The sequence below is a fragment of the Leptolyngbya sp. Heron Island J genome, assembly GCF_000482245.1.
Taxonomy (GTDB): Bacteria; Cyanobacteriota; Cyanobacteriia; order Phormidesmidales; family Phormidesmidaceae; genus Leptothoe.
The window spans coordinates 18,490-31,189 of the sequence record NZ_AWNH01000108.1 but is presented as its reverse complement, the minus strand read 5'-3'; the positions used below and the strand labels follow the sequence as shown (position 1 = coordinate 31,189).

At 48.9% G+C, this 12,700-nt stretch carries 13 protein-coding genes; 10 read left to right on the top strand and 3 right to left on the bottom strand.

Going from position 1 to position 12,700, the window contains the following annotated elements; genetic code table 11:
* Positions 1–2 precede the first annotated feature (2 nt).
* The 6 genes from N836_RS68340 (at position 3) to N836_RS68315 (ending at position 5,660) form a co-directional block, all read left to right on the top strand.
* Positions 3–371 (top strand): hypothetical protein, encoded by a 369-nt coding sequence (locus N836_RS68340; protein WP_023076253.1) that lies wholly within the window; start codon positions 3–5, stop codon positions 369–371.
* Positions 372–380: 9 nt separating this feature from the next.
* Complete coding sequence (locus N836_RS68335; protein WP_023076252.1) at positions 381–860, top strand: hypothetical protein; 480 nt, start codon at positions 381–383, stop codon at positions 858–860.
* A complete protein-coding gene (locus tag N836_RS68330) occupies positions 853–2,241 on the top strand; it encodes a baseplate J/gp47 family protein (protein WP_023076251.1) in 1,389 nt (462 codons plus the stop codon). The genes N836_RS68335 and N836_RS68330 overlap by 8 nt, the downstream gene beginning before the upstream one ends.
* Positions 2,242–2,256: 15 nt before the next feature.
* A complete protein-coding gene (locus N836_RS68325; RefSeq protein ID WP_023076250.1) occupies positions 2,257–4,281 on the top strand; it encodes a hypothetical protein in 2,025 nt (674 codons plus the stop codon).
* A gap of 26 nt (positions 4,282–4,307) precedes the next feature.
* Positions 4,308–4,850 (top strand): hypothetical protein, encoded by a 543-nt coding sequence (locus N836_RS68320; RefSeq protein ID WP_023076249.1) that lies wholly within the window; start codon positions 4,308–4,310, stop codon positions 4,848–4,850.
* A gap of 150 nt (positions 4,851–5,000) precedes the next feature.
* On the top strand, positions 5,001–5,660 hold the full coding sequence (locus N836_RS68315; protein ID WP_023076248.1) for a phycobilisome protein: 660 nt from the start codon (positions 5,001–5,003) through the stop codon (positions 5,658–5,660).
* Positions 5,661–6,026: 366 nt separating this feature from the next.
* On the opposite strand, the gene N836_RS68310 is transcribed toward N836_RS68315, so the two are convergent.
* The 3 genes from N836_RS68310 to N836_RS68300 all read right to left on the bottom strand — a co-directional run bounded on the left by N836_RS68310 (position 6,027) and on the right by N836_RS68300 (position 9,972).
* On the bottom strand, positions 6,027–6,797 hold the full coding sequence (locus tag N836_RS68310) for a hypothetical protein (protein ID WP_023076247.1): 771 nt from the start codon (positions 6,795–6,797) through the stop codon (positions 6,027–6,029).
* A gap of 198 nt (positions 6,798–6,995) precedes the next feature.
* The gene (gene mobF, locus N836_RS68305; protein ID WP_023076246.1) at positions 6,996–9,644 is read right to left on the bottom strand and encodes a MobF family relaxase; all 2,649 of its coding nucleotides are present in this window, start codon (positions 9,642–9,644) and stop codon (positions 6,996–6,998) included.
* Between the two features lie 10 nt (positions 9,645–9,654).
* On the bottom strand, positions 9,655–9,972 hold the full coding sequence (locus tag N836_RS68300; RefSeq protein ID WP_023076245.1) for a hypothetical protein: 318 nt from the start codon (positions 9,970–9,972) through the stop codon (positions 9,655–9,657).
* A gap of 644 nt (positions 9,973–10,616) precedes the next feature.
* Between N836_RS68300 and N836_RS68295 the strand changes: the two genes are divergently transcribed.
* From N836_RS68295 to N836_RS68285, 4 genes are read left to right on the top strand one after another with little or no spacing between them, the layout of a single operon-like run.
* Positions 10,617–11,468, top strand: a complete 852-nt coding sequence (locus tag N836_RS68295; protein WP_023076244.1) for a ParM/StbA family protein — start codon at positions 10,617–10,619, stop codon at positions 11,466–11,468.
* Positions 11,465–11,749 carry a hypothetical protein gene (locus N836_RS77760; protein ID WP_023076243.1) on the top strand — a complete coding sequence of 95 codons (285 nt, stop codon included), beginning with the start codon at positions 11,465–11,467 and terminating at the stop codon, positions 11,747–11,749. The genes N836_RS68295 and N836_RS77760 overlap by 4 nt, the downstream gene beginning before the upstream one ends.
* Before the next feature lie 45 nt (positions 11,750–11,794).
* On the top strand, positions 11,795–12,298 hold the full coding sequence (locus tag N836_RS68290) for a hypothetical protein (protein WP_023076242.1): 504 nt from the start codon (positions 11,795–11,797) through the stop codon (positions 12,296–12,298).
* Positions 12,295–12,681, top strand: a complete 387-nt coding sequence (locus N836_RS68285) for a hypothetical protein (RefSeq protein ID WP_023076241.1) — start codon at positions 12,295–12,297, stop codon at positions 12,679–12,681. Before N836_RS68290 ends, N836_RS68285 begins: the two co-directional genes overlap by 4 nt.
* Positions 12,682–12,700: the final 19 nt, after the last annotated feature.

The window sequence follows — 12,700 nt, the reverse complement described above, 5'->3', positions numbered from 1 at the left end:
CTATGGGAGAAGTTTTAACTACCAAAAGTATTATCAAGTGCACTAGCGCACCAACTCCAGGCAAGCCCGCTCCAAGTGAACCAGTACATGGTGGAGAGGTTGTCACAACCAGTACCTCAAAACTGAAGGTCAATGGAGAGCCTGTATTACTGCGCAATGATATTGGTCCCGCTGTAAGTGGCTGCAAAACATCAAGCAGTGCTTCAACAGAACCTTGTACTTCTGCGACAGTGACAGGGGGTGAAGCGACGAAGCTCAAGGTAGGTATTACTGGTGTGATGTTAGCTGATCAATTAACAGGGACCACTGTTGGACCTCCACCAGGTATTTTGACCGCTGAGGCTAATCAAACTAAGCTCACGGCTATTTAGGAGGGTTTTATGATTAATCAAGACTCAGAAAAAATCCTCTTACAACGCCGACTTTTAGGTTGGGGTTTAGCCTGTAAAGAAATTAATCCCAGCCTTGATGTAGGACGAGATTTAAAGCTCGAAACCAGTGCCACAGGGTTAGATTTTGCCCGCGTTACAGGGCTCGATATCCTTAATCAAGATCTGGCCATTGCATTAACTACACTCCTGGGCAGCGACATTTTTAATATTCAGTTTGGCTTTGATGGCCTCAATGCCATTGCTGAAGAAACCAATCCGGTCCTCGTCCGCGAGCGAGTGCGCATCGCCATCATTCAACTTCTGCAAAAAGATCCCCGAGTTCGCCGCATTGTGGATATCAAATTGGACGACGGACAGTTAGTTGCACCAGTCCCAGGCAGCCGTGAGTTAAACGTCCGAGTAGAGTTTGAAACAGTCTCTGGAGAACAAACTGCCATCGATTTAGGGGAGGTGACGCTCAATGTCTGACGGCACTCAAATTAATGTGGCCGATGTGCTGGCCGTTGATGCCGAAGTTACGCGCTCAACGGGGTCAGCCCAATTCGGTATTACCCAGACCGGGTTTACGGCCAAGCCCTTTGCCCGTCTGCTGGCGGAAAAATTAGCCCTAGCCCAATCCTTATTCGGGGATGACCTGGACCTCACCTCTGGTTCTGCAATCCGCAAACTATTGGAAGTTTCAGCGCTAGAAGATGCCCGCACCTGGGCCGCTTTGTCGTCTATGTATGACAACAGCTTCATCGGTACCGCTACCGGCGAAGCCCTAAGCCGTTTAGGAGAAGAATTGGGCATCCCTCGCCCGCATCAACCAGCCCAAGGCACCGTTACACTCACCCTCAATACAGCCAATCTCCCGGCTGATCAAACAACACTTACCGTACTCAGGGGAGCAAGACTCCTGACGGATGGCGAACACCATATTTTCACTACAGAAACGGTAGACCTGTCAGCATCCAGTAGTGAGCGGCAAGTGGCCGTGGAGGCTTTTTATCCTGGTTCTGAACACAATTTGAATCCAGATGTAGAAGGCCAAAAGATTAATCGTTGGCATCCCGATTGGTGGAAGGCTTACTGGCAGTCTCAGGTTATAAAGCAGTTAGAGCCAAAGTCTTTGATTGATATTCAGCACACAGCAGCCTTGACGGGTGGAGATCTTCAGTGGCCAGATACTCGCTATCGAGAGTTGCTTGTGCGGGCACCCCGTTCTCTCTGGACCGCAGATGCCATCGAATTTGCTGTATCCCTGATTCCTGGCGTACGCCAGGTTCAGGTGCGGGATCCATGGGGAGGCTTAGATTTATCGGTTTCTACATTTGGTGAGTTTAATTTTCTGGAACGGGTCTTCACCTCAGAGCGAGATCTCAGCAGCCCTTACTACTTCACCGTCTTGGTTGCGAAAGAATTGTCTGCGATTTGGGAGGGGACCAATGGCCTGAAGCGTGACATTACATCGGCCATTGAAGATTTGCGACCCATCAGCATTTTTCCAAAAATTCAACAAGCCGAAGACGTTAGCGTCGGTCTTACTGCCGAGGTCTGGATCAGCGATTCACAGACGGCTCGAGATCTGAAGGCCAGGTTACTCAGGCGTGTGCAACGGTATGTCGATAGCTTGCAATTTGGTCAACCCGTGCGCTGGTCAGAAGTCATGTGGTCATTAATGAATGAACCGGGCGTAGTGGATGTACAGAACCTCAGACTGCTGCGCTACCCCCCGACGCCAACGGCTTTGGATTTCACTGCTGCAGTGTCCCCTAAACCGGAACCCAAGGGTGACAATATTGTTCTGCGGCCTGACCAGGTACCCGTCTTTGTGGACGATGATTCAGACCTATTTATTCGTACTTAGAGGAGACCAGGGTAGATGTCGGTACTCAAACAAGATCAACTCCTCAAGCGCAGTGATTCTCATTGCCACATGATTAAGCACCTGACCGGCCCTTTTCAAGCCGGAGCGCTGGATGTGGAACTGGAGATTAATTCGACCGGGCAAGTCCCTGTTGAGTTTAAGACTCGTGAGCCCCTGATATTAGCCGCACCGAAATCTCCCTTGGGAACTGAGAGTCTGAGGTTGAAAGCGACGCTCCCTAACAATAAACCGGTTGTCTTAACCTTTGCCCCCTATACCGAGGCGGGCGCTTTTCTACCTCTGTATCGCCCGACAGTAGATACGGCGACTCAGATGGCAGCTAAGTTTACGCTCAAGTTAGAACTAGAGCGAATTGAATCCGATGGTTCCAGCACTTCCCTGGCAGCAAATGACATTGCCGTCCAGATTGAGGTTCACCTGATTGAGGGTATCCTGGGGCGACTTATCTATGTGATGGGGGCTGAAAAACAACGCATTCGTCGCCAGGCTCGAGAACTGACGGCCATGCATGTATTATCCTTGGCGCGAGATAACGCTTTAGACCAAATGGGAGCCGAACTCGGTGTGCTCCGGTTTGCAGAAACCCTGATCTTCCAACCTCCCCCAGAGATTGATCGTCCGGCAATTTTTAACGAGTTCAACTTTGGTGAACGGCATTTTGGCCCTGGCAGCCCTGGCGATATCACAACGGAACTCGACCACCCCGAACCAGACGACGAGTACCGGCAGCGTCTAGGCATTTATCGTCGCTGGATGGTGAGCAATCGGCAGCAGGTCTTAACCCTACTTAATAGCTCTGGTACTGAAGCTAATCCCAACCAGGGATTGATCAGTGCTCTCGGTTTTGATCGACGATTCCAGGTAATCGAAACTGATAAGAAATTTGCCGTGGCGATTCATTTGGTAGCCTCAGGCGACCCGGATGACCGAACTCATTTTCTAAACTACATTCGAGCGACTTACCTCATTTGGCCTGGCGATACTCAGGAGGACCATAATATTCATGACGCCCGGTATTTGCCCACAGACAGCCAAACTCGTATCAATCAACTACGGCAGCGTTTACGTAAGTTCTATACATTTGCGCCAAAGGAAGCAATCGCCCCCGTGCTGGCAACCGTGCTTGATCGGGTCGGTCGCTGCCGCCGTGCCTTAGGCATCAATACTCCATTGGAAGTCCGACGGTCTCAAGATTCACGCCCACAAGCAGATGGAGGCAGCAGTCTATTCGAGTTAGGCCTGGGTGTGGAAATATCGCCGATTTCAGCGGCGGAGCTAACCCAGATGGCGGAGCGCCTTGGTAACTTTAACTTTGAAGACTTCAAAAAGGCGCAAGCGACCCCAGACGAACCCAACCCTCAAGAAACAGCCAGCCTGCTTGAATCGATGACACCTCGTCCAGCATCAGCCGACCCCGATGGCAGGTGGTTTCTAGAAGCTTGCGGCATCAACACTATTCATCCCATTACTCGCAGTGGTATTTATCTGTCTCATCTACTAAACCTAGGAACTGTCATTATTGGCCCTGCCCATGTGGCTCTTGGTAGCGAAGCCAACTTTGAGGTTGCCTACACTACTCCCGATGGCATAGCTCTCGACAAGAGGCGATTTCGTTGGTATGCAATTCCTCTTTGGCCCAAAGATCGCCCACGTGAACGTATCAAAGGCAGGGGGCACCAGGCTACCTTCAAACCTCCAGCCCAAGCAGGATTATCGGCTTTGGTGGCTGTGGTTCAGACTCACGAAGGAGAAACAGACCCCTATACCTTCAAAGTTGAACTGCCCGACGACACTGCCACGCTCAATCTACAGCAGTACGAGTTCCTCATGAACCTGCTTCAACAGGCTCACCCCTTAGGCATCGGCATAGATACTACTTCCATTCGCCAGGATCACGTCATTACCAGTCGCAATGACGCTATTGATTTAACCCCATTTGATGTGTCAGAAACCTATCGACAGTTTCGCCGCCGCCGCTACCGGGGAGAAACAACAGTCAGTCAATCCAAAACTACTTAAACCTTACCAATACCCTGGAGGTCACCATGGCTAACGGCTCTTTCGAATACAAAGAAAAATTCGACGAAATTGACCCTCACTGCAAGTCCAATTTCAAACGTACGCTGAAGCATCAAGACTGGATTGATGGCAAAAGTGTCGTTCAGGCTGAGTCCAATGCATTTGATGAAGGTTTTAATGTTCGGTTCCACGATATTGAAAATGACTTGGAGGCATTAGGATCCGATAATAGTCAGGCATTTGCATGCATTGCTGACATAAGAAAAAAACTGTACGCCATCTTAAACGAAATAAGAGAAGAATTTAATGATCGATCCTTCATTTTTACTTTCTATCCAAAAGCATCAAGGAGAGGTGGAGAAGTCACCATTTATCCAGATAACCCTCGCTTAAATATAGCGATTTTAATGAATGGTAGGTTTCTACCCAAAAAATCCTTGGACAAGGGGAGGAAAATTGTATTTACTGTCCCTGGAGATGCTAAAGGACCTGCTAAAATTCAGCTTCAAATTGAGCCACCAAATGGTCCTTACCTTAATTCTCAAGAAAGATTAATTATCTTAGATTAGTCTTTTTTCAATTGCTCAAGGTACCAAAATCTAATCTCTATTTTTTCAACATGGTATTAAAATTCCATCCGTTTTACCAAAGCAATTACCGTAGATATCTTCATAAGATGATCCTGAAATCTCTAAAGTTTTTAAGATCCGGAGGATCCCATGACTAACAGTTCTTTCCAATACAAAGAAAAATTCGACGAAGTCGCTCCCAATTGCAAATCGAATTTCCAACGAACTCTGCAACATAAAGATTGGGTTGATGGCAAAAGTGTCGTAAAGGCCGAGAAGAGTGCGACTGACGAAGGCTTCAATGCCAGATTCCACAAGATTCAAGCAGATTTCGATGCATTGGGTATGGATTCCAACCAAGCGTTCTTATGCATTGCAGAGATGAGACAAAGCCTTTTCAACCTGCTTGAAGAAATTAGAACTGAGTTCAATTGGATTCGAGGGATTGCTGATTTGGCCGGAAAGCAAGCTGCTCAAGAACTAGGAAATCAGAGAAATCAGCTAGTTAATGATGCTTTTCAAGAACTTGTCAACTCTGGTTATAATCCACCAAGCCAGTCAGCCATAAACGCTTGCATGCGAGATCTTGGTATCTTTTTAGATGCCATCATTGAATCCTGTAATTTGCTAAGCTACGAACCAATAGATTATGTATATAGTCAATCGAGAGAAACCTTTCCGGCATTAGGCATAGAATCAGTTTTACCTCAAACAGCTCTTCAACATATGAAAGACAATCATAACCTCGGCATTGAAACAGCACGAATAGCAAACCACTACTTTGACTATGCCATTCAAAAATTCGACTAGACTAAGTAACGCAGGGTTGAAATCGTTCGTGGGAATCTCTGTTGCTAAAGGAGCCTAAGCTTTCAATCAGATAATTCCCAATTTTAGGCGAGAATCTAAGTGAGCTATGGGTAAACCTATATTTCTTATTGGATTGGGGTTGATTGAATCCCTTGAAGGGAGAAATCAGGAAGATTTCAACTATTTGAGAATCACTAAATCAGGCTAAATTCTATTTCATCATTAATTGAATAAAAACAAAGCTGGGGCTGAATCATAGGAAATCAACTTATTTCACATGCAGAATATATCGACAGGATAGTATCCATGTTTAATTCCAAGCAATGCCTAAGCAGCGATAGTTCACTCAAACATTTCGCGCTAGCCTTAGACTAATTGATGTCTTATCATACCGATGACAGATTCATAGACATCAGAAAAGTGAGACTTTAATCGGTAATTAGTCTTTTTTGCGTACTTTTTGAACTGAAAAGACGCTTTGGTTTTTCCTGTAAATTCTGCAAGTCGCTCGAGGTCAGAAAAATTGACGCTGGTACCAATATCAAACAATGGGCCATATTTTTCATACTCCCCTAAGATTTGTCTGAGGTAGTCCTCCATTTGTTCAAGATTACTGTGTAACGTTGGCAGTATGATAAAGGCGGGAAGGCTTTTAGCTTCTATCTTTAATCCTTCGAGTGCTAGTTGGGCGTTATTGATCTCAATCATCTGTTTTTTGTAAGTCTCCATATGCTTAGGAGATAAAGATTGAGGAGCATTATTATATTTTGTGGTCAGTCCTATAGCCCGAAGCGCACGCCGTGATGCTTTAACATTGCGATAAATCACTCCAAGACGCTTTAGATAGTCTGTGCGTATTTCAGCCCGAATCCTATTCTCATTACGCTTTTGTTCAGTAATGCGCTGCTTTCTATTTCGTTCTATTTCGATCAACTTGAATAGTGCCGTTACTGTACCTCCGACAATAATAATGACTGCAAACTGAAGAAGAGACTTCACGACTTCTACGCGAATCTCCCCATTAATCTTGGAGTCGGTAGTTTTTACCCAAAGTCCAATGACCAAAGCTATAGCAATGCCAAAAAACAAAGTAAGAATGAAAGCTATATATTTGAGCTTTATACGTTTGTCTAACATGAATTACCCCCCATGACCTGATCTACAAAAGTATGATGACCTGCTGCAAGTGATTTCTGGCAAACCTTAAGCACATTTTGTATAGCCAAATTCTGTCGAGTGATTGCGAGAATTTGCATCAAAATCGATCAACGATGTTTAGGAATATTTTCATCCTGCCGATTTCCCACACCCAACAATCTTGAAACTTAAAGAAAATTAGTCAAGTTCCAGAGTTGCTGGTGTTGGATTAATAGGCTGAGTTCGTCCCCAATCAGTTGGCTCAAGTACCAATTGCGCTAAGAGGTCTTCCTCATGACTTCGAATCAGCGCATCTTGGGGATTTTCTCTAGCTCTGGATTTCTGAACTCGTTCAATCAATGCCTCTCGCTCTTCCGAGGCATACAATCTCAACTCCTGCTTCACCCGACTCACCGTTACATAAAAATTCTCTCGCCCCACATACCGATCCAATGCCCCAATTAACCGTTCCGCTGACTTACCTTGGGCTCCGTAGGTGGTAGTGACCAGGGCATGATCCAGATGAGGAAGCTCTAACTGGCCGAGACTGTCTATTTTGTCACTTGGGTAGCGAACCAGAATCTGACCATTGCTAATGTCAGCCACCTGAAATTCCTGACCATTCCGACGTCCAAGCGTGCGATCATTCCTCGTCCATTTCAGACGATCGCCCACCGCTACCTCCATTTCCTCCACCTCATACACCGACTTCTTCCTCACCCGAGCCGGATCAACCACCAAAGCAGCCCCCTCAGAAGCCCGAAGAGTAAGGACATTTTGCTGAGTATCGATCGCCAGCACCTCATACCGCTGCCCCTTCTCAAGCCCCAAACGCTTGTAACTGGCATTAGGAATCAGAACATGCCCAGGCCGAAAATGATGAGCATAGCCACCCTGCACCTCAGTTAAATCCCTCACCTTAAGCCGCTTCACCAGCAAACTTTTACCCAAAGTCCCCTCAGTCTTTAGCCCCTGCCGAATCAACTGAGTAATCGCCAACCGCTCCTTATTCGTGCCAGCCAGCACCAGCGTTTTAGCCCGCTCTTCCGGAGTCAGCGCCAAATAATCACGAGCAATCGCCTGTGCCCGCGCCTCCTCACTCGCCACCTGATAAATAAACGGCTTCAACCGCTCAATCCCTTCTGCAATCCTGCCTGCCGCAATCAGATCCACCCCAGCCTTAATCTGCTGATTCTTCTGCCGCAACGATTGAGTCAGATAGGCCGTAGCAATACCCGCCTGCTGCAAACTCTTAAACGGATTCCCCGCCTCCACCGCCGACAGTTGCTTCGTATCCCCCACCAAAATCACCCTGGCCTGCCGGTCCCTGGCTCGCTCAATCAGCGCCTGGGCATCCTTGGCACTCAGCAGCCCCGCTTCATCCACCACCCAGATTTCATCATTGTCAGGTTCCGACTGCCGTTGCGAATGAATCAACGCTGCCACCGTTTCAGTCTGCTGAATCTGGGCAGACTCCCCCAGCGTCTTAGCCGCTTCCGCACTGGGGGCAAAACCTCGAACCCGATACCCCTGAGACTCAGCAATCCGACGAAATAGATTCAACGCATAGCTTTTCCCCGCTCCAGCCACCCCCTGCCAGGCAATAAACGCATCACGGGTAGTGGCCGCTAACCTGATACCCGCCTGCTGACCAGCGGTCAGTCCCTGGTCTTTCAGAAACTCATCCACCAGCGTTGTCGAAGCAACTGCCCCCACCGTGCCTCGTCCCTCCAGCACCATACGAATCGTATCCAACTCTCGCAGGACGGCAGCTTGAGTCGTGATCCGCTGGTCCGGCGTATGAATCACCTGCGGATCATGCTCAAGCGTCTGCTCCAAATCCTCAAACAACTGCTGGCCCAGATGATTCTCCAGAACAAAGCGTTCCACCTTTTCCCGTTTGAACACCGCATCTCGCTCAGCACAATGATCCAAACCAGCCTGAACAGATTGCTTGGGAAGACTTTGCCAGTTCAATAGCTGAGACTGAGGATGCTGAAGGTTCAACACCTGAGCCTGCTGCTGCCAGTAAGCCTGAAGTTCTGCACGGGGTATCTCCTTGCCTTTAGGCGCACGGGTCATCAGGGTAGCCAACTCTCGTTCCTGGGCGGTGGCCTCTTCCCCAGCCGCTTCCAAAATCTGTTCTCGGCGTTTAGAGAAGGCCTGGAGTTGCTTGGGTGAGTAACCTTTGAGTTCAAACTGACCATGGGCTCTGGGCTCAATAGCGTAGCCCAAACGCTGCACCTCGACCGCCAGCTCATTCTGATAAATCATGCCCAGTAATTTTTGTTGCTTGAACAGCACATCATTATGGAGAGACTGCCAGCGACCATACTCCAACTGAGTGGCATTAATCACCACACAGTGGGTATGCAGCTGAGGGTCTTTCTCACGAGAGGTGTCATGGTGGAACTGAGCAACAATTAGATTGCCGGTGCCGATCGCCTTCCGCCCTGCCGAGGTACGAACACGAGTCTGAGCATAGCGTTCTTCAATAATCGCCAGGGTGCGATTCACCGCAGTGCGATGGGCCTGCTCCAACGCTTCATTACCATCGACCAGGGCCGCCAGACTAATACTCTTGGGAGCACTAAAGGTCAAGTCCAGGCCCGCTCGCCGTGTTTCAGGATTGATTTTGCGGCCAGACAGAGTCTTAGTACGGCTAGGACTGTAACCCTGCAGAAGGTTCTTGAAAGCCTTGCCTTGAATCTGCCCGGACAGCCCCAGCTGGTTGGCTCCCTTCCCAAACCAGTTGGAATGTTGTTGGTTCTCCTGGGGAGAGTAGTAGTTCTCGGCGGTGTAATAGGTTTCACCCTGGTTGGCACTGATAACTGTAAGGCTAAGCATGGACCACCTCCTAACCGCTTACAAAGCCCTGACGCTTACGGATTTCTTGAATCAGAGCTTTGCGATTTTCCAGAATTTGCGGACCTCGGGCATTTGCCTGCTCCAGAGCGATAGTCTCCAACAGAATCTGCAGACCCTGAAACTGCATCTGCAATGTCTCGATGCGGGCCTTCATATCATCCATTTGTTGTTCCAGCTCGCGACGCTGCTGACCATCGCGCATCATCAAGCGAATGATGCTGGCAGCAGGCAGCCCCAGACGACTGGCTTCTTTCTCGATCATGGCTGCCTCTTCGAGGGGCAGCGATACGCTAAATCCTTTACCCATAGGTCTTTGCTCGAATGCTATTAATGAGAGACAATGCACGCCGATGGCTAGAACAATTGCTATATAGGGTTTCCAGAATCCCCTGACCCATGGCTGGGCGTGGTGTGTGGAACCGCGAAGCAACGAAACAGAGTGGAGTGGCGTAGCTCGCCTATTCGATCCACTAATACTGCTTCACCAGGAGAAAGTATCTGGCCCTGGTGTGAGACTATGCCTTCTGTTGTAACTCAGTGAGAATCCTGGGGATATGCCCTATCCAGGGTGTACAACATTGTTATTGAATATCACTGATGTGATTCAAGAAAGAGATTTTGAGTAGGGATTAACGACAGAAGTTGTGATTGAGTCAGTCAAGAGCCGTGGCCCAGTCGTGAACTGGCTATAAATTGCAGGAGTCATTGCCTTGGAAAGTTCAGGAGCCGTTTTTCTAACAGGCTCAAGTCGTCAATAAGTCGTGATTGCCAGAGTTCTCAAGAATAGATATGAGATAACTTTAGTGATTTATTTTGCCAAAGATAACAATCAAGTCGTGAAGATGTCGTTTACTGGGCAGCCAAATCAGAATAAAGCTGTTACCAGCTTTTGATGGGCGATAACAATCTCTTCAAGTAGTTGATTAACTGTTGTGACTGGCAGCCAAACCAATGCCTCAAATCATTCAGACCTACATCGATATGGGTAGCTCCGCCACCAAATGTCTCTACTGGCATGGCAGGCCCTCATTACTGCACCTGGATCCACAGGTAGCCAGATTGAACCCTACACGATTAGACCGGTTGATGTTGGGTGGGTTGACCAGTCAGGAACCAGAGGATAGTGCCTATGTGATGGTGGGCAACAGCGCCTATGCGATCGGGGCACTAGCGATCGCACAAAAAGGCGACTCCGGTCTGGCCCTGCCAAAACGAGATCGCGCCGTTTACAAAATCCTGGCCACCTTAGGAGTAATCGCCGAAAAGACCCACTCTGGAGAAGCCTCCACAGAAACCGGCTATGAGTTTGAAGCCCAGATAGGGTTACTGCTGCCATTAGAGGAATACTGGCAAGACCGCAAAGAACTGAAGGCCCAGATTCAGGCTGCGATCGCAGAATTTGGCTTCCGAGGCAAAACCCTGTTGGGGCAGCTGACCCGGATTGAAATGCAGCCGGAGGGAGCTGGCCTGTATCTGGCCAAGGGATTACAACTGGCTCGGGCAAATGTAGCGATTCGAGATCGCACCGTCGTCGTGCTGATGTTTGGCCATCGCAATCTATCCATCCTCACCTTTGAAAAGGGCAGTACACCCCAGGAGATGAACAGCACCTCCCAGGGGCCAGGGTTTGTGGAATATCTGAAACAGTGTGCAACGGAATTGCTTGCGATCGCATCGGATGATCCGGCCTTGCTAGAAGCTGTATTGGGGGGCCATGAAACGTTCCGCATTCCAGGGCGACGGGAACCGCTGACGTTAGCCAAAGCCTGTGGCTATGCCCGTGAGTTTTATCTGGTCGGGTGAATCAGTTCCTGGTGGAGTGGCTGCCGTCAGCTGAAGTAGATGTGATCGTCGGTGGAGGTGCCGCCTATTTTATTCAAGCTGAGCTGACCCAGTTTTTTGAGCAGCGGGGGCTGACACCCCAAATCACCTGGGCAGACTCGTTGCGTCAGGAAATGACGGATGTATTACGGGGTGAGTCTGGCACGGCTGAACCGGACCTGATTACCAGTGTGCGATGGGCCGATGTATATGGGCTGTTCAAGACGTTTATGTACAACGGCACTCCAGCGAAGACGCGCTAACGGTTCTGAAATCTATCGGGTTATTGAAGGGGAAAGTTCAGACAGATGACAAGTCAACGGGAAACAAAGGCACGGATTCAGTACTCTAGCCGGGATGCGTTGGATGTAGCGGTGATTGGCTATTGCCGGGGGCAGTCGCGTCATGACCTGCATTATCGAACCCGCCAGGCATTGAATGGGTTTTATGCTCCGTTTGCAATGGTGGCAGTGGATGCGTCAGCTAATGAAGTGCGACGGCAGGCGTTGCGTTCGATTCGGCAGTTGACGACACAGATTTTGGAAATTCAGGAGCAGTTTTTGCCGGAGTTATTAGGACTGGAGGCTGGGTTGGGCGGGCTATCGTTGGGGCATGGTGGCCGAGGGGTTAAGGCGAGGGGGGATGGGATCTCCGTGGAAAAGTCAGGGGGTGAGATCGCTGCCTCAAAAGCACCCATAACCATGGAACCAACCACCGACTCAGGACCGGTAGACCCACAACTGCGAGCTTTCCTGGGGGAGGATGCAGCGATTATGGCGGGGCTAAATCCATTTATTAATGATTTGACGTGAAGCCTGTTCAGACCAGAGTACCGATATCAGTAGACCGCAAAACGGCAGAGCAAATTGCGGGCACGGCTGTGCTGATATTGGAGCGGTTTTGTAGGCATCAGCCTAGGGGGCAGCGGGTATTTGAGGGAAAGCAGTTTTATACGATTGTGGAGCGGGGGCGGAATTTGAATATTGAGTTTAAAGGAGATGCGACGCATCTACCGGAGACGATTTTGACGTTGCGAACTCAGCAACAGAATGGGCAGAGCTTCTATCAACTAGAGGCTTGGTTAACACGAGAGGATCTACAGCGCTTTGGATTGATTCGTCAGGAGATTGCGAAAGATATACAGCAAAGTGGAGCAGGACTTGCTCATATTCCTAGAGTTGAGCTTGGTGAGTAGGATGGAAAAAGAATCAGAA